This window comes from Bacillus sp. EKM501B (assembly GCF_011800505.1).
GTDB lineage: Bacteria > Bacillota > Bacilli > Bacillales > Bacillaceae_G > Bacillus_A > Bacillus_A cereus.
Map to the genome: position 1 here is coordinate 47,245 of NZ_JAALFZ010000018.1, position 22,433 is coordinate 69,677.

Below are 22,433 nucleotides of genomic sequence, written 5' to 3' on the forward strand. Positions count from 1 at the left end.
AAACATCAACAATTCATCCTTATTAATTGTTCAAGCTTAATATTACATACTAACGAAAAATGACTTCTCATAAAGTGAAACTTTAATCAGTAGTGGTTTTATTCATCCCCCACTGATTATTAGTTGAACCAATCGGGCTGCCCGGCAAATAGTGGGATAAATTCCAATACAAAAAAGGAGCCTATAAATTTTTATAGACTCCTTTTTATTTCGTCGTTATTACTTAGCTAATTCTTTCGTACCCTTCATTACATCAATGAAGAATCCCCAGTTATTCACTACAGAAGAGATACTGATATGTTCATCTGGAGTGTGGACGTTGAAAATGTCTGGTCCGAATGAAATTGCATCTAATTCAGGCATCTTTTGAACGAATGCGCTACACTCAATCCCCGCATGTACAGCGAAGATTTCAATTTCTTTATTGTATTTTTCTTGATGTACTTTTTCAAATAAATTACGAATTTGTGAGTTTGGATTGTATGGCCATTCTGGATACTCTGACTCTATTTCAAATGTAGCACCAACTAATTCAGCAATATATTTGATTTCTTCTGCAACATGTTGTTTTAAACTACTTACAGAACTTCGCACTTCGTTACGTAATTTAATTTCATCTTGCAACGTTTCAATAACGCCTAAATTTGTTGAACTTTCTACAAGACCTTTAATATCCATGCTCATACTTTGAATGCCATTTGGAATTAAGAATAATGATGAAATAAGCTGCTTTTGTGTCTCTTTAGCAAATACTTTTTCAACTTTTTCATCCAATTTTGTCAGTGTAACATGAACATCTGGATCAACAGCACGCATTTCTTCTTGTAATACACGTGTCCATGATTCTAGTTTTTCTTCTACTTGTCCTACATCTTCTGTACGAATTAAAATTGTAGCTACACTTTCACGCGGAATTGCATTCGTTTTTAATCCGCCGTGAACTTCACTTATGTAAAACTCCGTATGTACTGATAAATCACGTAATACTCGTCCTAATACTTTGTTCGCATTACCGCGTTGTTTATCAATTTCCATACCAGAATGGCCGCCTTTTAGACCACCAACATATATACGGTATGCATCCATATTCGCTGGCGTTTCATCCCAAATTACTTGAATTGTTTCAACAGCTTTCGCACCACCTGCACTACTTACAAGTAATTTATGATCTTCTTCAGAATCAATATTTATAAATATCTTTCCTTCAAAATGATTTGGATCAATAGCAAAAGCTCCGCCCATTGTCGTTTCTTCTTCAGTAGTGATAACGACTTCAAGTGCTGGATGCGGAATTTCTTTTGAATCTAATAAAGCTAATGCATACGCAACTGCAATACCATTATCAGCACCTAAAGTTGTTTGATTTGCATATAACATGTCCCCAATGATTCGTAATTCAATTGGATCTTTTTCAAAATCATGTACTGTTGCTTGATTTTTTTCGCAAACCATATCCATATGACCTTGAATAATAATAGCTGGTACATTTTCATAACCAGCTGTTGCTTCTTTTTTAATAATGACATTTAATGCTTCATCTTGAATGACTTCTAAGTTACGCTCTTTTGCAAAGCCCACTAAATAATCACTAATTTCCTTTTCATTACCTGATCCTCTAGGAATCTTTGAAATTTCTGCAAAATGAAAAAATACAGGGTGCTTTGTTAATTGTTCTAAAGTAGAATACATTTTTCAAGCTCCTCTCAAAATGAAAAAATAATATGTAAGTCTCATATCATTATACCATGATTCATTATTTTATCTTTCTTTTAACTTTTATTGTTCATTTTATGTACAACACTCTTACAACATTGTAAGGGCGTTGTAATCTACATCGATTTTTCTCATTTAATAATAGTCGTATACTTTTTAAAGAAACACATTAAAGGAGATAAAGAAAATGAAAAAGTTTTTAGCAATTATTACACTATGTTTATTATTTTTTAGTTTTACTATTGGCTGTGAGAGAGCGTCACTAAATAGAATTGGTAAAGATGTATATTACATGCAGATAAAAGACGAAGGAACTATCGAAAAAGTAGATCATAGAAACTTACGAAACTATACGCTGTCCGCATTTGATGAAGATGGCGTCAAAAAACAAATTACATTTAGAAGTACAAAAAAAGAAAACAATCATAAATTAAATGAAGACGCGTTTTTACGCCTTTATGTAGATCAAGATGATAATAGCAACAATGAAATATCATCAATTGAAGTAAAGTCCTATGAAGAGATTCAGAAAACAGATTTACCTAAAAAAGTAAAAGATAAGTTTACTATTAAATAAAAAAACAAAAGAAAATGCTCTATGCATTTTCTTTTGTTCTTTTCACCTGTATATATTTTGAACTACTATTATTCATCAGTTTCTCTAACCGATTTATATTCTCCGTTAATGCACCTTTCACAAGAGAGAAATCTGTATTGGATTCTTCTTTTTTTTCTTTAAAAAACGAAGACTTTTGTACATTGACTTCAGCCATCTCTTCTCCCCCTTTTCAAAAAGATACAACCTTTTATTTATATTATATAGCAAATGTAGAAAGAGTGTACACTTATGATTTTCTTTTTAATTCTTCTTCTAATTCTTCTACTTGCTGCAACGTATCCCCTTTTATTAAAGAGAAATCTGTTGTATCTTCGTTATCTTCTTTAAAAAAATCATTGTCATAATCTTTTACCACTACAATCACCTCTACATGCTAGTGTAGGAATGATTGTCCAATTTTATTCAACTTTGTCGGATTTTGTTTTTAATTTATGTATAGAAGAAAAGGACAGAAAAAGATTCTGTCCTTATTTACTAAAATAACTATGATGTATTGTTAAATTATATACATTTTCAAAATCCCGATCTTGCAGGTTATTTTTCTTTCCATCAATAACAATGAAAACGTCACTTACTATTTTTGCTGGTATAATCCCGACATTTTCTACTTGCACCGCTTTCTGCTCATTCAATTGCTCGATATGTTCTAACGGGACGATAATACTAAATTGTGAGCGAATACCACGAAAGTTTGTATTTAATTCCTTCGCAGCTTCAAAAACAACAATTTTCGCGCCAATCTTTTCCCCATATGAATCTAAAAATGCATTTAAGCTCTTTGTATATTCCTCTTCCGTATGCCATTCCATCGTACCGAATACTGCTGGATTAACATTTTGAATAATTGTCGTGTATATTTCTCCTCTTGCTTTAGATGCAATTAATGATCGTTTTATGGATTGAACTGTCTTGCCAATATCGCTAAATTTTGCACCCCATATTTCTGAAATATTAGGCGTTAAAATGAACGAAATATCAACAAAAATAACCATTGCAGTAAACATTAAAAGATTTTTCCAGAGGGTTAAATCGATTCCTTTTATCATGAAATACACGGTGACAGATATGATAAACAAACCATACCAAGTCTTTCTAATACGTTGCTTCTTCTCCTCGTACAACTCTTCATTTTTCCAATAAAAGAAAACAAGGACTACAAAGACAATCGCTAAAACAAATAAGCCAATTCGAATGTTAGAGATCATTAATCACATCACCCTCCATTCAAAAACTACTCACGATATCATTACATGCGCAAGCTGCTCTCTTTATGACAAAAGACGTGGACAAGCTTCTAAAATTAGCTACATCGCATATATATTAGAAGGTACCACGTCTTTTATCCTGCTATTTGTGGGCAGTAAGACCCCACTGATTAAAATTTCACTTTACCATGAGTCTATATTATATATGTAGACAAGCATTCATTTCAAATTTTCGTATTAAAAAGAAATATGTTTCGGAATTTCCCCTTCAGGTACTTCTCCATCCATACTTAAATAATAATGACGAATCGGACGTAAGTTTTCGTCTAATTCATAAACAAGCGGAATGCTAGTTGGAATATTTAATGAAACTACACCATCACTTGAAAGGTTGTCTAAATATTTTACTAGCGAGCGAATTGTGTTACCGTGTGATGAAATAATTACTTTATTACCACTTTTTAATGTCGGCGCAATTTCTGAATGCCAATAAGCAAGTACTCTCTTCTCCGTATCCTCTAAACATTCAGTTAATGGAAATTCACCTTTTTTGAGTGTTTTATATCTTGGATCGGTCGCTTCATATCGAGGATCGTCTTCAGTAAGAGCCGGTGGTCTTACATCAACACTTCTTCTCCAAATATGAACTTGCTCCTCACCATACTTTTGAGCAGTTTCATCTTTATTCAGCCCTTGCAATGCACCATAATGTCTTTCATTTAGCTTCCAAGATTTATGTATTGGAACCCAAGTAAGATCCATCTCATGAAGTACAATCCATAACGTCCGAATTGCGCGTTTTAATACAGATGTATAAGCCACATCAAAAGTATATCCGTTTTTCTTTAATATTGCTCCTGCTTCTCTCGCTTCACTTAATCCATTCTCTGATAGATCAACATCTGTCCATCCAGTAAAGCGATTTTCAAGATTCCATAAGCTTTGTCCGTGACGAATAAGTACAAGTTTTATCATTATAATTCCCCTTTCGGAAATGTGAATTTTATTGTTCCATTGCGTACACGTATAAAGTATCTAGTAATGTATCTTTTTATCCATTCACTCTATGACCAAATCATAGTTGCCAAATGTATGGATAAAATTTGCTCTTTTTCAAACGATAAAAACAGAAGTTTTTTCATTATTTTTGATCGACTGGTATTTCACGTTTCGATATCCAAGCATCAAAACCTGATCGGCTATTTGCCATTTCATTCATAACTTGGTGCCAATTGTCCTCACATGATTCACCAAATTTTGAAAAAATAGCACCCATTTGTTGTCTTTGTACATCACTCAGTTTTTTCTCTAAATCTGTACCTTTTTCTGTTAAAGACAACTGTTTCACACGTCGATCATGCATAGCTTCATTACTCTCAATTAAGCCCTTTTCCACAAGTTGACGTAGCGGCCCGTGGAGAGCTTGTTTACTTATTTCTAATAGTGATAATAACTCATTTACACTTATCCCTGGAAAACGTGCGATAAAAAATAAAATTCGATGATGTACTCGTTGAATGCCATATTCTTTTATAATTTCATCTGGCTTTTCAGTAAATGTTTTATATGCAAAATAAAATAATGCTAATGCCTCATTCATCTGTTCTTCTTTATGTTGTGTCATCTACTTTCCCCCTGTATGTAAATTATACCACAATCTAGTAATGAATATTTTAATCAACGCATTAGAACTTCTTTAGTCTATTGAAACATTCATTGCATAATTAGGAGATGATTCATTTGAAAAAACAATATACTGTAAGTACATATTTATTGGATAGACTACACGAATTAGGAATTGAACATATATTTGGGGTTCCTGGTGATTATAATCTTGCCTTTTTAGATGATGTGATAGCACATAAAAGTTTAAAATGGATTGGCAATTGTAATGAATTAAATGCTGCATATGCAGCAGATGGGTACGCTCGCATAAAAGGAATCGCCGCTCTTATTACTACTTTCGGTGTTGGAGAATTAAGCGCTATTAACGGTATTGCTGGCTCATATGCGGAAAACGTGCCAGTTATAAAAATTACAGGTACGCCACCAACAAAAGTAATGGAAAATGGAGCAATCGTCCATCATACGTTAGGAGATGGAAAGTTCGATCACTTTTCCAATATGTATCGAGAAATCACTATAGCACAAACAAATGTAACACCTGAGCATGCTGCTGAGGAAATTGACCGTGTTTTACGTGCATGTTGGAATGAAAAACGCCCTGTTCATATTAATTTGCCGATTGATGTGTATAATAAACCAATTAATAAACCGACAGAACCTATTATAAATAAACCTATTTTAAGTAATAAAGAAGCATTAAATAAAATGCTTCTACATGCCATTTCAAAAATAAATAGTGCCAAAAAACCTGTTATTTTAGCTGATTTTGAAGTAGATCGATTTCATGCTAAAGAAAGTTTACATCAATTCGTAGAAAAAACTGGGTTTCCCATCGCGACGTTCAGTATGGGAAAAGGAATATTCCCAGAAAAACACCCTCAATTTATAGGTGTTTATACTGGTGATGTAAGTTCTCCGTACTTGCGAAAAAGAATTGATGAATCTGATTGTATTATTAGTATTGGTGTGAAGTTAACTGATACTATTACAGGCGGCTTCACACAAGGTTTTACAAAAGAACAAGTTATAGAAATCCATCCCTACACTGTGAAAATTATAGATAAAAAATACGGTCCAGTTGTAATGCAGGATGTTTTACAACATTTAAGTGATTCAATTGAGCATCGTAATAAAGATACCCTTGACGTTAAGCCATTTATTTTAGAATCATCACCTTTTACTGAAGAGTTCAATCCAAAAGCACAAATGGTCACACAAAAACGTTTTTGGCAGCAAATGTACCATTTCTTACAAGAAAACGACGTCTTAATTGTAGAGCAAGGAACACCTTTCTTTGGTAGTGCTGCTATCCCTCTACCTAATGACACTGCATATGTAGGACAACCGTTATGGGGATCTATCGGATATACACTGCCCGCTCTACTTGGTACACAGCTCGCCAATTTATCACGGCGCAACATTTTAATTATTGGTGATGGTTCTTTCCAAGTAACTGCCCAAGAGTTATCAACTATACTACGTCAAAATTTAAAACCGATTATATTTTTAATCAATAACAACGGATACACTGTTGAACGTGCCATTCACGGACAAAACCAACCTTATAATGACATACAGATGTGGGATTACAATAAACTATCAATGATATTTGGATCAGAAGAAAAAAGTCTAACATTTAAAGTAGAAAATGAAGCAGAATTAGCAGAAGTCTTAACAAATATAATTTTTAATAAGAATCAACTTATCTTTATTGAAGTTATAATGAGCCAAAGCGATCAACCTGAATTGTTAGCTAAACTCGGGAAAAGATTCGGTCAGCAAAATTCTTAATATAAAAGCATAACCTAATTATACAACTAGTAGTGTAAAACTTGTTTTGAGAATAGTTTCGACACTCAAAATACATAAGGAAAAGGATGGAAAGTACCATCCTTTTCTATTTTAAGAGCCTTCTTCGACTAACGCCCCGTGCGACAAGCAAAAATTCTTAATCCATCTTTAATTTTATAGCTTTTGTCGCAATAAATGTTTTAATATGCTTATCCAATATCCTTGTTCCACCAAAATCATCCTCATAAAAACCTGTTATAGCAAAACCAGCATCAATTTGGCCTTGGATTTGGTCTTCTAAAGTATGCGCATATTCTATTGTTTGATTTGAATCGATGTAATCTTGAACTTCATCCTCTGGTAAATAATCCAATGTTGATGAAGGAATTGAATGTTTAACATCCAGAATACCTTTTTGCTCTTGGTTATCATCAAAAATCCATAGTAACGGATTTGTAAATCCAGCAATAAGAACACCTTTATTCTTTAAAACCCTAGAAACTTCATTCCATACAAGATGAACATCTTTGACAAACAAATAAGCTACGCTTTTTCTTTTTTATTCAGCAAGAGTTAACTGCCAAGATACACCATACTTATCATTTAACCAGCCAAACTTTTTACTAAACGGATAAGAACCTAAAGGCATAAGAATCGCTCCATCCTGCGCTAGTTTATGAAAGACCGTTTCAATTTCTTCTTCTGTCTCACAAGTTACATAAAGAGACATAGCTGGAGTGAATGTAAAATTATGATTTACATAACTATCAATACACATAAACTCTTGGCCATTTAGCGTAAAAGTTGCATGAATTACAGTTCCCTCTTTACCAGGTCCATTTTCATCGTAGCGAGAAATACTTACAATTTCTGATTGATCAAATAGTGACGTATAAAAATTCATTGCTTCCTCAGCTTTGCCCTCAAACATTAAAAACGTAGTAATTTTTTGATTTGCGTTACTCATATGGAGACAGCCCCTTGTTATGTATTTATGTAAAACATACGCCAACAAAACCAAACGTACGTTCCTTTTAATATATTGTCTATAAAAACGATGAGTTTGTCAATTATCTACTTTATTATTTCTTCTTAAATAATGCTGTCCAAAGAAATGATTCTCCAAACATTTCTTTCGGTTGTTTCATTTGTTTCATTCTTCTAATCTCAATTACCTCAAATTCTTTAAATATCTCTCTTAACTTTTCTTCCGAGTATGCAAGACCACCTTGTAGACTCCACTCTCTATATACGTCCCAATCTGTTATTTCCGATCCATTTCGCTCATCTAAATCACCTGCCGCAAAACATGTTAATCCGAAATAACCACCCGATTTTAATGAGTTTTTAATTAAATCCACATAATTTATTCTTCTATGCGGTGGAATGTGATGCAAACAGCCCGAATCGTATACAAAATCAAATTCGTTTTGAACCTCTAAATTAAAAATTGAATCACAAATAAAATGAATTGCTACCTCTTTTGCCAATGCCCTTTCTTTAGCCCAATTAATGCCTTCTACAGATAAATCCACTGCTGTTACATCAAATCCTTGAGTCGCTAAATAAATGGCATTTCTACCTGGACCACACCCAAGTTCTAATACTTTCCCTTTTGAAACTCTCTCTTTTTGTATATACGAAACTAGGTTCTCATCTGGGACATTTCCAAAAAACGGAACATCCTTTTCTCTATTCTCATAAAATTCATTCCAAAATGGTTCTGCAGGTCTTAATAATGAATCAAGCATTTTTAAAATGTCTTCTTGTGTGTGTAACGTTTCATTTTTCATTAATACCCCTCCACAAATTAATAGTCAGAAAATTATTATATATCTTTTTGAACTTTCAAACAAAGAAAAAACTCCTACATTCAATAGGAGTTTTTTCTTTAAAATCCAAGTACATCTTGCCATTTTAGCAATTTCTCTTCCCGTACTTTCAAATAATCATGTTCATATTTCCCCATCCGTATTTCACTAACAATTTCTCAGTCTGCAAAAAAAGAACTCTTTCTGTTTTCGCTGCTACCTTTACAACATGAGTCACTTAAGAAGAATACTTTGCTGAAAAATAAAGTCGATTTCGTTAAGGTATATTTTTGCTAACGCCTCTTCTTTCATACATGATATTTCATACAATCATATTTTTCTAATAAAATAACGTTTTTGTTCACTTTTTTGATACATTTACGAAACATTCATGTGTTATCTTCATTAAGTTCTTTTCTTTTTATAATGTCGTGTGAGATATACCAACAGAGGAAGCCCTAGATCCCCTAATCCTAGGGCTTTTTTATAAGAATTTTATACATTTTATTATTTCCACTAACTCTTTAAATTGTATATACATAATATAAAATTTTCATGTTGTTATATTTTTTGATGGCCTCTTATCTTTCCTTAAAAGGCTTTTTTTCAAATAACGCTTTTGTTTAATTTATATTTAAAAAGTTCCTTTTCATAAAGACTTCCCTTATATGCTATACTCATTCTTAAATAATTGTATAAGGAATGTTAAAAATGGATGATAGATCGTCAAGACAATGGAAATTGCGACAAAAGTTAAGAGCACTGAAAACCAAAAACAACAATGACACAAACCCTTTGTTTAGTGAATGCCTTGAATCCCTAGGAAACGAAACTCTCATTTTCTCCCAAGAAAAAAGCCAGCAGATTGCTACTATTTTAATGAATTCATTTCCTATAATTGTCTCGGGAAGAATAGATTGGGAACAGATAGATAATCAATTCATAGCTTCGAACAAAGAACAACTAATTTCCCTTATTAGAGCAAACCAACTAGATTTTGACGAACAGATTTTTATAATACGGGATAACTATGAAATCCCTGTAGTAAGTACAAATCTTGATAAAGTATTCCAATCACTAGTTGACGTTGATGCAGTCAGTTTTTATTACTGGCTATTAGACAAAGAATATAGATTCGTAATTGAAATAAATGATGAAGAATTGATTAGGATTGGGTTTCGCTAATACTCTAAGCATATGAAGCTAGTTCCCTTCATTTCTTAATATTTTCTTCGTCACCACCGCTATTATTATCATTATGAAACTAATAGCAAATATAGGTAAATAAATTTTCGTACTGAATCCTTCAAACATAAAACCATATACGACTTGCCCAATTGGTGCCATACATTGAGATACCGCTGTTATAAATGCCATCACTTTTCCTAGATTTTCATTTGGTGTTTTCTTTTGGACTACAGTAATCACATAAATGGATACAATTGTCATAATCATTGCGATTAGAAGAGAAGAAAGTATAAAGAGGATAAATGGTGGATAGTATCCTAAATTAAGAATAAACGGTGTAACTGATAGTGCCACTGGCATTACTAATAAAGCTATGATAAGCATCCAATTATATAATGTTTTCATCTGTAACTTTTTAGCAAAGAAACCGATTGACAATGCCCCTAATATGGTTGCAAAATCAATTAATCCCATTCCAATTCCATACATCGTATCGCTACTCTGCATAGTTACTCGTAACATAATAGGTCCTCCAACAACAAATAACGGTGTCAAAATTAAGTTTAGTAAAGCTGCAAGTAACATAGCCTTCAAAATAAAAGGTTGCTTTAAAACATAAAGAAAACCTTTTTTCATATCTTTTACAATTGTCGGTATGATATGGCTTTCTTGCGCTCTTTTTATAAAAGGTATTGTAATAAACATTTCTAAAATTGCAGATAAAAAGAAAGCAAGACAACTTGTTATTACGAGCATTTTCAAACCAATTATGCCATATAATATTCCTCCTAGTACAGGTGCAACTATATTAGATAATGCTTGCACACCATTTATGATACCGTTTGCTTGTTCTAACTTTTTCTCTGGAACTAATTGCGGAATACTTGCCATAACAACTGGTGAGTACATTGCACTAATGACTGCTAGTAAAAACATAATTGCTCCAATCAATAAAATAGATACCGATTCAGTTAATAACAAAACTATAAAACTTAATACAATAGCAGCGTTTATAAAATCCAAAATGACCATTACATTACGGCGGTTGAAACGATCTGCTATCGCTCCGCCAAGAGGAGCTAACAAAAACGGGATACTCGTTATGGCATATAACCCTGCAAATATATCGGCACGTCCTGTTATATCTAGCACATATAAAGACAGTGCAAAACGTAATAGTGTTGAACCTAAAATAGTAATAATTTGACCACTTACCATTAAGTGAAAATCTTTCAAGGAAGATTGAATACTTGCTGGCATCTTCATCACATCCTTCATTTAGTCTAGACCGACTGCCGGTCTATAACACCCAAACAGAAAAAAGCTATTTCTGTTTCATTAAAACCTCGATCATATAATCAAAGGACCCTTCTTTCGCTCCAACAGATACTTCCATCATTTTAATATAAGCCTTAGCTCTTCTCATCATTTCTTCCGGTTTCCACTGGAATAAACCATCATCAAATATGACTTGTGCTGAAGAGAGTAATAATTCAATTGTTTCTTGTGGGTATGGAGTAGAAAATATGCCTTCTTCTATTCCTTGCTCTAAAACTTCCGTTAATACAGGAGATAAATGTATAATGGATTGCACTAAACTTTTCTGATGCATTTCTGCATTATTTGGTTGATGGAATTGTTCAATCATTTTTTCTTTGACATCTCCTGATTTTGGTGATTGTTCCATTAAAATTTTAAATAACTTATCTAAAACGGGGATATCGGGATTGGAGACAATCCTTTTCGCCTTAGTGACATCCTCTTTAATAATCCTCATAATGATTTCATCCATTACTTCCTCCTTCGACTTAAAATAATGATAAAACGTCCCCTTTGCTATACCAATTTCTTTTAAAATATCATTCACGGTTGTTTTCGTATAACCTTTCGTAAGAAACAAACGCTCAGCTGTTTCTAAAATTTCCTTTCTACGCTCCTCATACTCCTTTACAATTCGCATTCAAGTTCTCCTTCCCATCAGACCGACTGTCGGTCTATTAAAATTATATGTTTAGTTTGCAAAAAGTTTCCTATTATCGTACATATACAACACCATACTTTCTATTTCCTTTATAAATTTTTATTTTTTAACGTCCGCTCAATTTGTTTAAAACGTATCTCATGTTTCTTATCGTCACCTTTCATTTTAGGAAAAGAACGATGCCTCCGTTCGATCTATGTACTTATCAATGGAGTATTTTGTTGAGTTCCAATATGTAATATTGCATATTTCGCACTTTTAATTTTTGTATATGTGATAATTTATTTATAAAAATATAAATTATTAATAAGGGTGATTTATATGAGCAAGTTCCGAAAGAAGATGATTAAATATTTGCAAACATTTTGGGGATGCTTAGCATTTGGTGTATTAATGTTTGCTATCTTCTTAATTACGGATTTAACAGATGCATCTTTAAATACATTAGGCTGGAGAGACTGGCTAGGTTCTGTAGCAGGCGCAACCATTTTATCTGTTGGGATGTTTACTTTAAATAAATTGAATTTAAAATAAATATTCGGTCAATACTGAATGTGGGCTGTATGCCAACATTCATTTAAAGTAGTCTTCTCTGTATCTCCTTGTATTGAGCAGTTAGCTTTTGCTAGCCGCTCTTTTATTTTGTTCCGGTTCTTGCCTCTTAAAGAACTCTTTATCTACTTTCCCCCAATAAGTACACATATCTATTCTCCATTGCTACAAAATGAAATCTTTATTTTGTTTTACGCGTCGCTTCTTCAATCAGCCAAGATACAATATTAAAATCATTAGCTTCACCCTTTAAAGATGTTCCGTTCCAAAAGCATTCTTTCATCACTTCAAGTAATTTTTCAACAGCTTCAATTCATCTCATATTCATTTTCCTTTTCTTCCAAATAACTATTTTGTTTTACTAATTAGCTGATTAATTTCACAAACACCTTTATCAAACATTCCACGTTTCTTCACCCCGTGAATATTTTCCAAATAAAAATACATACTATTTTCAAGCCGCCGTGTCCACGGCCAATACCTCTTTCTTTTGTTACAGCAAAAACAGGTAGGTTCTTCACTTATCTACTTTCTCTGTATATTTTTTAAGAAATCGAAAATAATACCAACAAGCTGTTTGAACTAGCAGCTTCACTCTTCTCGCAATGGGGATGCAAATTATCACAATTAGCTAACTCATTGAACTCACTGGCAGACAACCAAAATCGTTGTCTGCTTTTTGTATGAGATTTTTCGTTTTACATATACTACTTTTGAACCTGCAGACCAATACGAGCCATTTTGGTGCTTGGGATTTCCCTTCCGGGGATAAGTATCTTTTACTTATCCCTTTTTTGTATAGACACGTATATTTAGGGTAAAACTAATTACAAGCAGATTTTCTGTTTATGCGTAGTTCTAAACAAGATTACTTTTCTCCTATTAAAGGACGGCAGGTACGACTGCTAGTCCTTTTTTCTTATTTCGCATATTATCACTACATTACCTTCATCGTCGTCGTAAGCAATTTCCCCATAAGGATGGCAGTGGTGCTTCTCGAGTTCCTCATCGATCAAAACTAACAAATTAGTTTTCCAGTTTCCAACGATCGTACACCAATACGAGTTTAATCCTTCATAAACTTCTCTTGTTCTATTTCAATAATTGCGGAATGTATAATGAAAATACTCGCTCGCTTCAATACCTTTTCTTTTAACCAAAGTGTTCTGCTGAATGATAGTAATACCCTTGCACTAATGGTTTTGGACTATAAAATTCCCTTTATAAATTTCAAATGCGGTGAATGAAATTTTGTTTTTTTCTTGCCATCATCCTTGTTGTATACAAACAAAAAAGAGCCACAATATTTTGCGACTCTTTTACAATTATAACTATTTAACGGCCACGTCTTTGCTGACCTTGCTTTGTACTACCTTTTTTATTACTTGGCTTATTAAATGATCGGTTATTTTCATTTCTAGAACTATTTCTTGAATCACTTCTTGAGCTATTTCTTGAATCACGTCTTGATTCACTTCTTGAACCTTCGCGGCTATCTCTTTGACGATTTTGACCTGATTTCTTCGGAGCTGGCTTTGGTACCGGTTTTCCGTTTTCATCTACACGTTTTATCTTCGGTTGTTCGATTATTTCTCTTTGTATTGGTGCACCAAGCGTTTTTTCAATTTCTTCTAAATGTTTTTCATCTTTCGCTGCAACGAACGTAATTGCAAGACCTGATCCACCTGCACGTCCTGTTCGGCCAATACGGTGAATATAACTTTCTACATCTTCAGGGATGTCAAAGTTAAATACGTGCGTTACACCATCTACATCAAGTCCACGAGCTGCTACATCCGTTGCGATTAAGTACTGAATTTTAGCTTCGCGGAAACTCTTCATAACTCTTTCACGTTTCGCTTGAGGTATATCACCATGAAGTTCAGCACAATTATAACCTAATCCTTTTAAATTATCATAAAGCTTACTTGCTCTAACCTTTGTACGACAGAAAATAACAGCTAAAAATGGCTGATCACGATCCATAACAAAACGAAGTGCATCTGGCTTTGCACGGTCTGTCGTCTCAATGACACGCTGCTCAATTGTATCAACCGTTACTTCTTCACTTTGTACTTGAATCATTTGCGGCTCATCCATATAACGTTTCGCTAATTTTTTAATATCTTTTGGCATCGTTGCTGAGAATAACATCGTTTGTTTACTACCTGGTGTCTCATCTAAAATATCTTCAATATCATATAAGAAACCGAAATAAAGCATTTGATCCGCTTCATCTAGTACAATCGTTGAAAGATTACTTAAATCAATTGTTTCACGTCGTATATGATCTAATAATCGTCCTGGTGTTGCAACAACAATATGTGTATTACCTTTTAATTTTCTCAATTGTTGTGCTACATCTTGCCCACCATAAATCGCTAGTACATTAATATCTTCTCTTTGAACAAGCATTTTTTTAATTTCAGTTGTAATTTGCAGAGCTAGTTCCCTTGTTGGTGCAACAATTAAGGCCTGAACATCACTAGACTCTGGATCGATTTTTTCTAAAATCGGTAACACGAATGCTAACGTTTTACCCGTTCCTGTTTTCGCCTGCCCAATAATATCTTTACCTGACATAATAACAGGAATTGCCTTCTCTTGAATTGGTGTTGCTTCTGTAATTCCATTTTCACGTAATGTATGATTAAAAGTTTCACTAATTCCTAATTCTAAAAAGTTTTTCAAATAGACCACTTCTTTTCCTTATTTTTCACATTAGCTTTCATTGTACCATTTGTTTCGCCAAATATGAAAAATAAAAAAATTCTTATCTTCTTTTTTTATATTCATCCTGTACTAGATGAACAAATTCTTTTTGCTTTTTCTCAGATTTTATTAATGCTTCCATGTTAGTAGAAGACAAAATGAACTTCTTAATTTTGCTATTACAGCAAATAACGAACCCATCTTCTCCCCCCTATACCCTTGCTCAAATTATATATATTCTTCTTTACATATATATTTCAATTTTACCGAAATATAATGTTACTGATTTGGTTGAAATCGCAAAATATATGAACTAAAAAACCGATCTTTTCGATTTAGGAAAGACCGGTTTTCATTAGTTTATACAGTAAGCTTTCCTCCATGATAGCAATAATACTCTGCTGCTTTAAAACTTTTAATCCTATTTAAAGACTGTTTCGCTTTTTCTATATCTAAACAAAAATTCGGATTAGCTATTACTAACTCACTATTCTCTTGAACAGCCGCATCTCCCGTAATTACACAATCTAAATTCGGAAAATATAATGAAATATGCCCCGAAGTATGTCCTGGCGTCGCTACTATTTGACATTCATTATTCAAAATCATTTGACCATCATGCACTTTTTCATCGACGGAAATATGTTTTATATTTTTTAACTGTTGTATAAACCATTTACCAAATTCTTTTTCTTCATTTGGCATACGTTCTAACATTACTTCAGCTTGAACTAACCTCTCTGATTTTATATCACCACTAATATAGTTAGATTCAATTTCACTAGCAATAATATTAATTTGAGGATATTTCACTTTGAAATCATATAAAGCCCCTAGATGATCATCATCATAATGAGTAATAATTATATTTTTTAAGTTTTTCATCTCATATCCATGTTTTAATATTGCATTTTCAATTAAAGGTAAAAAACTTGTATATCCTGTATCGACTAATGTTAATTCATTATGTACTATAATTAAACTTGGATAAACACATTGTTTTTGCCCGTTAAATTCGAATTCAATTGGTAGTTCTATTATTTTCATTTTGCTTCCCCCATACCGCTTATAAAATGCATAATAATAACTAAATCATCCACATACATTTTACAATATATATACTATGTAACGGAACACTATGAATCGTTACATAATCCACATTATATTATTTTAAACAGGTAATCCCCTATTTTTATGGAAATATATAATTAAGAAAAACAATAAAATTGATTAATCTCTCACTTCTTTGTCCATCCTTTTAAAAAATCTATGTTTTGTAAAAGGAGTGTTTATATGGAGAAACAGACACTTTGGAAAAAGTTCAAAAAAAGCTCTGTAAACCTCGGTAAATCTAGCGTATATGAAAGTATTATTTTATTCTACACAATGAAAAAGAAAGAATTACCTACTAAGGCGAAATTCATAATATTAGCCGCTTTATCTTATTACGTATTAACAATCGATTTCATTCCAGATATAGCTGCTATTATTGGGATTGGCTTATTAGATGATGTTTTAGCAATCGCTGTAGCGCATAAATATGTGATGCGCCATGCAGATGCTGAAATTCGAGAGAAGAGCAAAGTAAAGATGGAATCATTATTTACTTCAGCACAAGCATAATGAAATTATCTAGTCATTTACCTACCTTTTTACTTTCAAATAAAGCTAACTGTAATTAATAATAGTTCCACCTCACTGAATATTACCCTTCACCATGAGAGCATAGCAGAATAAATTCCTAAACAAAAGCATTTCTCTTAGCTCTCAAACCGTAAACAAATAGGGAATCAGCACTTGTTCCTAAGTTCTGACTCCCTTTTATTTGTTCTTATATCTATCTGTTATACAGTTTCATACGTTCCCTTATACAAAACTGCTATTGCCGCTACTATAAGAATCATACCCATAAAAGCAGGTGCGGCATGACCAAGTGATACATAGATTTGTCCTCCAATAATCGGACCAATCATTCTTGCTAAAGCTTGAATAGATTGGCTTCCACCTTGAATCCTTCCTTGTTCATTAGAATTGACAGACTTTGAAAGCATCCCGTTGAATGAAGGCCCGAAAATTGAATCCCCAAAACCAAACATTAGCATTCCAACGATAAGTAGTGGAGAGAGTGAAAATACAGCTGATGCTGCAATAAAACTGTATCCTATAATCTCCGAAACCATCCCAAGAATTGCTATTTGTTTATCACTAAGATTGATTAAAAGCTTTGGCATGATAAAACTTTGTGAAACAATGTCTTGAAAGCCCAAAATTGAAAACATAAGTCCGATTAATGCAGGTTTCCAACTGAAAGTATCCATTGTAAATTGCGTGAAAATTGCTTGTAAAGATCCGTTAGGTATCCAAAGTAAAAACGCTGAGATAAGTAACCATTTTAAATTTTTCATGGAAAGTATATTTGCTAGCTGTGCAAAAGGATTTAACCTTACAAAAGTAATCTCTTTTAACCTGTTATTTTTGTCAAGGCTCTCAGGCATGTATTTCATACCATATAAAACATTTAATAAAGTTATGAACGCTCCAAAGTATAAAGGTACAGAATGACCAAACTTTGCAAGTAAGCCCCCAAGAGTTGGTCCAATAATAGTTCCCACACCTACAACTGCACTCACCCATCCAAAGTATTTCGTTCTCTGCTCTTTCGGAATGATGTCTGCAAAATATGCGAAGATAGTACTTATGCTCCCACCTGTTATACCTTCTATTATGCGTCCAGCAAATAATACCCATAAAGCTCCTCCTATGCCAAAAACTAAGTACCCAATTGCAGAACCAAATAAGCATATTAAAAGTAATGGACGACGGCCATACTTATCGCTTAAAGCCCCGAGTGCTGGAGCAGCTAAAAACACGGAGGCCGCATATACGGAAGTTAGTAGTGTAACAACTAATGCTTGTTCTTCCGGATTACTTGTATATGGCTGTACTAAGAATGGGACTACAGGCATGATGATACTGAAACCTATACCACAAAGAAATACAGAAATAAGTCCGAATAGTAAAGCATGTTTATCTATGCTTTTTTCAGTTTCCCTTTCATTTTGTGATCTAAATATAGACATTTAACTTCTCTCCTTAAAATATTTTGTTGCTTTGTCAACAAAATGATAACCCTGTTTTGTTGATTAGTCAACAAAGATAAAATAATAAAAAAGCAGCCTATTCTCATATTAGAGTAAGGCTGCCATTTTATTATTAAAATGTATTACGATTTAATATGTATACCTTGTTTCTTTATTTCTGCATCCAAATGTCTACTATACTTTTCCACAAAGCTAATTATACTGTCGAATTCTTCTTCAGTTACTTGCTCAAATACAGCTTTATCCCGCTCTTGAAACTCTTTGTGCAGATCTTCATGGATTTTATAAATTTCTTTCCCTTGTTCGGTAAGCTTAAAATAAATTTCTTTCTTATTTTCTGACTTTTGGTAGCTTTCAACAAGGCCTTTTTGTATGAGCTTCTTAGTCATTCTACTTATAGCACCGCGAGTCACATAAAAAGCCTCTGCGAGTTGTGTCACGTTAGAATCTGCATTGTTTTCAATATATTCAATACAGTGGACTTCAGAAGACTTAAACCCTTTAAGACCTTCTTCCATCTTATCTTTATTAAGCCAAACCAGCTTATTATATAATTCCCTGAAACCGTTCATGACCTGTTCTTCTTTATTCATGACCTGCCCTCCTCACCGCTCATTAGCACATTAAAACTATTATATTAAATTTCTGCTTACGTTTCGACAATATTGAAATAATTATTGTAACATTAAAGATATGTGTAAAAATAGGCGCTTAAATAAAACAATTCATTAGACAGCAAATTCTGCAAGTTTATTACTACTTACAGTAAATGGTAGACAAAAAGTAAGAGCTAAGATCATTTCTCTTAGCTCTTCTTTCATAAAACTATTTCACTTCATTAGCGACAAAAAAGTGCTCACATACACTTGATATGCGCTGTAAGTCCACGTTCCCACCAGATATAACAGCCACTACTTTTTTCCCTTTTATATAACTATCAACTTTTCCCGCAAGAAGTGCAGCAGTTGCTAATGCACCTGCACCTTCTACAACAGCTTTCCCACGTTGTAATAAATCTTTCATCGCTACTTCCAGCTCTTTTTCTGATACAGTTACAATATCATCTACTAATTCTTTTACAATTTCAAATGTTAATTCTCCTGGTATTTTAACTGCGCAACCATCTGCAATAGTAGGGGCCTCATAATGTTCTACGATTGCGCCTTTATCGTAAGATGCCTTCATTCCATGAACATTATCTGCTTGGACACCAATTATATTAATGGATGGATTAAAAGATTTTAATGCTACAGAAATACCAGAAATAATTCCGCCTCCACCTATTGGTACAATGACAGTATCTACATCCCACATATCATCAAGAATGTCTAATCCAATTGTACCTTGACCAGCCATTACCTCTACATCATCATATGGATGTAAGTATGTTTCACCTGTTTCCCTTATAATTTCTTCACATTTTACCTTTGCATCATCAAAGGTTTCACCATGTAAAATCACTTCAGATCCATATCCTTTTGTTGCTTCAACTTTTGCCTGAGGTGCAGAAATTGGCATAACAATTTTACTCTTAATACCGAGTAAATGAGCAGATAATGCAACTCCTTGTGCATGATTACCTGCTGAACATGCGATTACACCTCTTTCTTTTTCTTGATCCGTGAGCCGTGACATTTTATTAAATGCGCCACGAAATTTAAAAGAACCCGTTAATTGCATATTTTCTAATTTCAAATGTATTTCTCCGCCCGTTTTACTAGTCAAATAAAAAGATTTTACTAATGGCGTTTTACGAGCATTTCTATCTAGAATCTTGTGAGCTTTTTTAATATCGTCTATATGTAATGGTAGTTTTCTAGTTATCATACTGACACCTCTTCCAAAGTTCTATTTCTAAGTTTTCGTAAGTCGTAGCTCCTTTATACGAAAAGAAAAAATCTTTATATATGTACCCCACTCTGAAATAAACACATTTGCAAACAATTTAACATCCTCTTCATATCGCGTTCTTTATAATGATTTAAACATGCAATTTGGATCCAATTATTCTTTTGTAAATAAGATGACTCATAATGAACGATGTATCCTTGTAATGCTAATGCATCGCCTACTACTTTAGAAGAATGGTCTTCGCTTAATACAATAGTAAGTATAATTGGCGCGGCATGTTCTTTAGGTGAAACAAGCTTTAAGCCCATATCAGTAATAACTTCTTCAACATATTCGTATGTCTCTTTAATTTTTACAAATACCTTTTCATCTTCAAATCTCTTCAACGCTTCTTGCAATGCATAAATTAAATTCCATGATTGTGAGTATGGAATGTTTTCATTTTCTTCATACATGCCAATGTCCATATAGGCTGGCACAGCCTCGTTTATTTTTACAATGTGGTTATAAAAAACGAAAGAAATTCCTGTATATGATTTAATCGCTTTACCGCTAACACCACTCGCAAAATACACATCCTTCAAGTCTAATGGTATTGCTCCAATTGAGCTTATGCAATCTACACATAGTTTTATTTGATTCTCGTTACAAAGAGTATTTAGCTCGTTTAAATCATTTAACATTCCAGTAGATGTTTCATGATGAACAAACCAAATCCATTCATAATTTCCAGTTGTCATGATTTCTTCTAATTCGGTATAAATAAATGGATCTCCCATTTCCTTTTTATACGTATCAAAATGTAACTGTGCTCGTTTTGCATGTCCAACTAATCTATTACCAAATTCCCCATTTGTTAATACTAGTCCTTTCCCTTTTAAAGAACGTAACTGTAAAGCAATCGCATCATTTGCTAACGTCCCTGTTCCTAACATAAGCTGTACATGTTTTGCTTTTGTCATATAAAGTAACCGTTTTTTCACATTGTCCATCATCACTTGAAATGACTTAGAGCGATGCGAAATAGGCCGCGTAGAAAATGCCTTTCGAACGTTCTCTTCAATATCTACTGGACCAGGTAAAAACGTATATTCTTTCGTCATAATCCCCCCAACACTCGACTCTTCAAACATAGCAGGGGTAACATACATTGGCTGGAAGGCTGCTTCTTCTGTACCAACTAACGTATGGAAAGATTTGAATCCCATTTGCTCATATAAAGCTAGTTCACGTGTTGTTGCAGAAATGAGTGCTAATTCATATCCATTTAGAAGCAAATAACGATGTAGAAAACGAATTAATCCTAACAACGCTCTTCCATTTCTATATTCACGTTCTACTGAAAGTAAACGAATTTCATACATTTTTTCTCCATGCTCTTGCAAATAAACATCTAAATTTGAGATTTTATAATCTAACGAGAATGGTCGTTTTCCCCGCACTGCGACCATACCTACTAATCTATCCTCATCTAAACAAATTAAATATGTATTTTCTTTATGAAACCGATCTATACGAAACCGGTCTTTCGTTTCTTCATGTTGTGGTATCTCTTCCACAAAAGTTTTATAATTTAATTTATGTATACTTTCAAATTCCCAATCTTGATCAGCAACTTTATAAATTAACCCCATGCCTTATCTCCTTTATCTATTTAATAAAAAATGATAAGTGGAGATTATCCCCACTTATTAAACATTCATTTTATTCTCGATTCACATATAGAATAAGTACAATAATCATTCCACTTAATATAGTGGTAACAATAGAATAAGAATAAAGAATCATACAAATTGGTAAACAAGCAATTGTAATTAGTCCTGGCTTCGTAAACCCTTTAAATATTAAATAAAATACAATAAAAATGCCTAAGAGGGTAAGCGCTATCAAATAATCAAATGCGATTAGTCCTCCTATAAATGTTGAAATACCTTTACCGCCCTTGCCTTTAAATAAAACTGGGTAAATATGTCCAATAATAACGGACAATAATGTTAACATTACGAATGTAGGATCTTCAAAAAGATATTTTGCTACAGCAACAACGATTGCCCCTTTAATCGCATCCCCTAAAAATGTAGCGATGAAATACCCTTTTCCATATACGCGCCCCATATTTCTTGCGCCAGGATTTCCGCTTCCTTCATCCCTAATATCAACGTTATGTCTCAATTTTGTTACTATATAAGCGGTCAATATGTTTCCAATTAAATAAGAAGCCACCAAATATAAAAACTGCATACTATTAATCATGTAATCATTCACTTTCTACATGGGATTACA

The 22,433-nt window shown here is 33.2% G+C and carries 22 protein-coding genes and 2 pseudogenes; 5 read left to right on the forward strand and 19 right to left on the reverse strand.

What is annotated here, in order from left to right:
• Window positions 1-219 precede the first annotated feature (219 nt).
• Window positions 220-1,689, reverse strand: coding sequence for a beta-Ala-His dipeptidase (pepD, locus tag HFD78_RS23765; RefSeq protein ID WP_000287515.1), 1,470 nt, complete (start codon window positions 1,687-1,689; stop codon window positions 220-222).
• A gap of 211 nt (window positions 1,690-1,900) precedes the next feature.
• Between pepD and HFD78_RS23770 the strand changes: the two genes are divergently transcribed.
• Window positions 1,901-2,290: a YxeA family protein gene (locus HFD78_RS23770; RefSeq protein WP_191968120.1), complete on the forward strand. Its 390-nt coding sequence runs from the start codon at window positions 1,901-1,903 to the stop codon at window positions 2,288-2,290.
• Between the two features lie 19 nt (window positions 2,291-2,309).
• On the opposite strand, the gene spoIISB is transcribed toward HFD78_RS23770, so the two are convergent.
• From spoIISB to HFD78_RS23795, 5 genes are all read right to left on the reverse strand, one after another.
• Window positions 2,310-2,486, reverse strand: a complete 177-nt coding sequence (gene spoIISB, locus HFD78_RS23775) for a stage II sporulation protein SB (protein WP_000852629.1) — start codon at window positions 2,484-2,486, stop codon at window positions 2,310-2,312.
• 72 nt (window positions 2,487-2,558) lie between these two features.
• Complete coding sequence (locus HFD78_RS23780) at window positions 2,559-2,687, reverse strand: hypothetical protein (protein ID WP_000237818.1); 129 nt, start codon at window positions 2,685-2,687, stop codon at window positions 2,559-2,561.
• A gap of 112 nt (window positions 2,688-2,799) precedes the next feature.
• Entirely contained in the window at window positions 2,800-3,537 is a 738-nt protein-coding gene (locus HFD78_RS23785; protein ID WP_000624983.1) for a type II toxin-antitoxin system SpoIISA family toxin, read from the reverse strand.
• 237 nt (window positions 3,538-3,774) lie between these two features.
• Window positions 3,775-4,512 carry a 2,3-diphosphoglycerate-dependent phosphoglycerate mutase gene (gpmA, locus tag HFD78_RS23790; protein WP_000594152.1) on the reverse strand — a complete coding sequence of 246 codons (738 nt, stop codon included), beginning with the start codon at window positions 4,510-4,512 and terminating at the stop codon, window positions 3,775-3,777.
• 166 nt (window positions 4,513-4,678) lie between these two features.
• A complete protein-coding gene (locus tag HFD78_RS23795; protein WP_000191888.1) occupies window positions 4,679-5,161 on the reverse strand; it encodes a MarR family winged helix-turn-helix transcriptional regulator in 483 nt (160 codons plus the stop codon).
• 107 nt (window positions 5,162-5,268) lie between these two features.
• Between HFD78_RS23795 and HFD78_RS23800 the strand changes: the two genes are divergently transcribed.
• Complete coding sequence (locus tag HFD78_RS23800; protein ID WP_002196497.1) at window positions 5,269-6,954, forward strand: alpha-keto acid decarboxylase family protein; 1,686 nt, start codon at window positions 5,269-5,271, stop codon at window positions 6,952-6,954.
• A 157-nt stretch (window positions 6,955-7,111) separates the two neighbouring features.
• Here the strand turns inward: HFD78_RS23800 and HFD78_RS23805 are convergent.
• The 4 genes and pseudogenes from HFD78_RS23805 to HFD78_RS23820 all read right to left on the reverse strand — a co-directional run.
• Window positions 7,112-7,501, reverse strand: a pseudogene (locus tag HFD78_RS23805) (SAM-dependent methyltransferase); the annotation flags it as partial.
• A gap of 12 nt (window positions 7,502-7,513) precedes the next feature.
• A complete protein-coding gene (locus HFD78_RS23810; protein ID WP_000063589.1) occupies window positions 7,514-7,921 on the reverse strand; it encodes a VOC family protein in 408 nt (135 codons plus the stop codon).
• A 115-nt stretch (window positions 7,922-8,036) separates the two neighbouring features.
• Window positions 8,037-8,747, reverse strand: coding sequence for a class I SAM-dependent methyltransferase (locus HFD78_RS23815; protein ID WP_000787497.1), 711 nt, complete (start codon window positions 8,745-8,747; stop codon window positions 8,037-8,039).
• Between the two features lie 98 nt (window positions 8,748-8,845).
• Window positions 8,846-9,003 (reverse strand): annotated as a pseudogene (locus HFD78_RS23820) (ABC transporter ATP-binding protein); the annotation flags it as partial.
• Between the two features lie 473 nt (window positions 9,004-9,476).
• Between HFD78_RS23820 and HFD78_RS23825 the strand changes: the two are divergent.
• The gene (locus HFD78_RS23825) at window positions 9,477-9,950 is read left to right on the forward strand and encodes a CDI toxin immunity protein (protein WP_000342727.1); all 474 of its coding nucleotides are present in this window, start codon (window positions 9,477-9,479) and stop codon (window positions 9,948-9,950) included.
• 18 nt (window positions 9,951-9,968) lie between these two features.
• Here HFD78_RS23825 and HFD78_RS23830 read toward each other — a convergent pair whose 3' ends face one another.
• Window positions 9,969-11,213 carry an MFS transporter gene (locus HFD78_RS23830; RefSeq protein WP_001111715.1) on the reverse strand — a complete coding sequence of 415 codons (1,245 nt, stop codon included), beginning with the start codon at window positions 11,211-11,213 and terminating at the stop codon, window positions 9,969-9,971.
• Window positions 11,214-11,277: 64 nt separating this feature from the next.
• Entirely contained in the window at window positions 11,278-11,913 is a 636-nt protein-coding gene (locus HFD78_RS23835; RefSeq protein WP_001223580.1) for a TetR/AcrR family transcriptional regulator, read from the reverse strand.
• 342 nt (window positions 11,914-12,255) lie between these two features.
• Between HFD78_RS23835 and HFD78_RS23840 the strand changes: the two genes are divergently transcribed.
• Window positions 12,256-12,468, forward strand: coding sequence for a hypothetical protein (locus HFD78_RS23840; RefSeq protein ID WP_000033159.1), 213 nt, complete (start codon window positions 12,256-12,258; stop codon window positions 12,466-12,468).
• A 1,353-nt stretch (window positions 12,469-13,821) separates the two neighbouring features.
• Here the strand turns inward: HFD78_RS23840 and HFD78_RS23845 are convergent.
• A complete protein-coding gene (locus HFD78_RS23845) occupies window positions 13,822-15,186 on the reverse strand; it encodes a DEAD/DEAH box helicase (RefSeq protein ID WP_002196494.1) in 1,365 nt (454 codons plus the stop codon).
• Window positions 15,187-15,558: 372 nt separating this feature from the next.
• Window positions 15,559-16,245: an MBL fold metallo-hydrolase gene (locus HFD78_RS23850; protein ID WP_000691175.1), complete on the reverse strand. Its 687-nt coding sequence runs from the start codon at window positions 16,243-16,245 to the stop codon at window positions 15,559-15,561.
• Window positions 16,246-16,491: 246 nt separating this feature from the next.
• Here HFD78_RS23850 and HFD78_RS23855 point away from each other — a divergent pair, with 246 nt between their 5' ends.
• Window positions 16,492-16,821, forward strand: coding sequence for a YkvA family protein (locus tag HFD78_RS23855; protein ID WP_000415089.1), 330 nt, complete (start codon window positions 16,492-16,494; stop codon window positions 16,819-16,821).
• A 221-nt stretch (window positions 16,822-17,042) separates the two neighbouring features.
• On the opposite strand, the gene HFD78_RS23860 is transcribed toward HFD78_RS23855, so the two are convergent.
• From HFD78_RS23860 to plsY, 5 genes are all read right to left on the reverse strand, one after another.
• Window positions 17,043-18,278: an MFS transporter gene (locus HFD78_RS23860; protein WP_000021826.1), complete on the reverse strand. Its 1,236-nt coding sequence runs from the start codon at window positions 18,276-18,278 to the stop codon at window positions 17,043-17,045.
• Between the two features lie 143 nt (window positions 18,279-18,421).
• Window positions 18,422-18,892, reverse strand: a complete 471-nt coding sequence (locus HFD78_RS23865; RefSeq protein WP_001030900.1) for a MarR family transcriptional regulator — start codon at window positions 18,890-18,892, stop codon at window positions 18,422-18,424.
• A 232-nt stretch (window positions 18,893-19,124) separates the two neighbouring features.
• Window positions 19,125-20,126 (reverse strand): bifunctional threonine ammonia-lyase/L-serine ammonia-lyase TdcB, encoded by a 1,002-nt coding sequence (gene tdcB / locus HFD78_RS23870; RefSeq protein WP_000632959.1) that lies wholly within the window; start codon window positions 20,124-20,126, stop codon window positions 19,125-19,127.
• 74 nt (window positions 20,127-20,200) lie between these two features.
• Window positions 20,201-21,784: an aminotransferase class V-fold PLP-dependent enzyme gene (locus HFD78_RS23875; RefSeq protein WP_000523045.1), complete on the reverse strand. Its 1,584-nt coding sequence runs from the start codon at window positions 21,782-21,784 to the stop codon at window positions 20,201-20,203.
• A gap of 70 nt (window positions 21,785-21,854) precedes the next feature.
• Window positions 21,855-22,403: a glycerol-3-phosphate 1-O-acyltransferase PlsY gene (plsY, locus tag HFD78_RS23880; protein ID WP_000610873.1), complete on the reverse strand. Its 549-nt coding sequence runs from the start codon at window positions 22,401-22,403 to the stop codon at window positions 21,855-21,857.
• Between the last annotated feature and the right edge of the window lie 30 nt (window positions 22,404-22,433).

Bases quoted from the DNA above. Each gene is read 5' to 3' on its own strand.
- pepD (WP_000287515.1), bottom strand. From the start codon at position 1,689: ATGTATTCTACTTTAGAACAATTAACAAAGCACCCTGTATTTTTTCAT.
- HFD78_RS23770 (WP_191968120.1), top strand. From the start codon at position 1,901: ATGAAAAAGTTTTTAGCAATTATTACACTATGTTTATTATTTTTTAGT.
- spoIISB (WP_000852629.1), bottom strand. From the start codon at position 2,486: ATGGCTGAAGTCAATGTACAAAAGTCTTCGTTTTTTAAAGAAAAAAAA.
- HFD78_RS23785 (WP_000624983.1), bottom strand. From the start codon at position 3,537: ATGATCTCTAACATTCGAATTGGCTTATTTGTTTTAGCGATTGTCTTT.
- gpmA (WP_000594152.1), bottom strand. From the start codon at position 4,512: ATGATAAAACTTGTACTTATTCGTCACGGACAAAGCTTATGGAATCTT.
- HFD78_RS23795 (WP_000191888.1), bottom strand. From the start codon at position 5,161: ATGACACAACATAAAGAAGAACAGATGAATGAGGCATTAGCATTATTT.
- HFD78_RS23800 (WP_002196497.1), top strand. From the start codon at position 5,269: ATGATTCATTTGAAAAAACAATATACTGTAAGTACATATTTATTGGAT.
- HFD78_RS23810 (WP_000063589.1), bottom strand. From the start codon at position 7,921: ATGAGTAACGCAAATCAAAAAATTACTACGTTTTTAATGTTTGAGGGC.
- HFD78_RS23815 (WP_000787497.1), bottom strand. From the start codon at position 8,747: ATGAAAAATGAAACGTTACACACACAAGAAGACATTTTAAAAATGCTT.
- HFD78_RS23825 (WP_000342727.1), top strand. From the start codon at position 9,477: ATGGATGATAGATCGTCAAGACAATGGAAATTGCGACAAAAGTTAAGA.
- HFD78_RS23830 (WP_001111715.1), bottom strand. From the start codon at position 11,213: ATGCCAGCAAGTATTCAATCTTCCTTGAAAGATTTTCACTTAATGGTA.
- HFD78_RS23835 (WP_001223580.1), bottom strand. From the start codon at position 11,913: ATGCGAATTGTAAAGGAGTATGAGGAGCGTAGAAAGGAAATTTTAGAA.
- HFD78_RS23840 (WP_000033159.1), top strand. From the start codon at position 12,256: ATGAGCAAGTTCCGAAAGAAGATGATTAAATATTTGCAAACATTTTGG.
- HFD78_RS23850 (WP_000691175.1), bottom strand. From the start codon at position 16,245: ATGAAAATAATAGAACTACCAATTGAATTCGAATTTAACGGGCAAAAA.
- HFD78_RS23855 (WP_000415089.1), top strand. From the start codon at position 16,492: ATGGAGAAACAGACACTTTGGAAAAAGTTCAAAAAAAGCTCTGTAAAC.
- HFD78_RS23860 (WP_000021826.1), bottom strand. From the start codon at position 18,278: ATGTCTATATTTAGATCACAAAATGAAAGGGAAACTGAAAAAAGCATA.
- HFD78_RS23865 (WP_001030900.1), bottom strand. From the start codon at position 18,892: ATGAATAAAGAAGAACAGGTCATGAACGGTTTCAGGGAATTATATAAT.
- tdcB (WP_000632959.1), bottom strand. From the start codon at position 20,126: ATGATAACTAGAAAACTACCATTACATATAGACGATATTAAAAAAGCT.
- HFD78_RS23875 (WP_000523045.1), bottom strand. From the start codon at position 21,784: ATGGGGTTAATTTATAAAGTTGCTGATCAAGATTGGGAATTTGAAAGT.
- plsY (WP_000610873.1), bottom strand. From the start codon at position 22,403: ATGATTAATAGTATGCAGTTTTTATATTTGGTGGCTTCTTATTTAATT.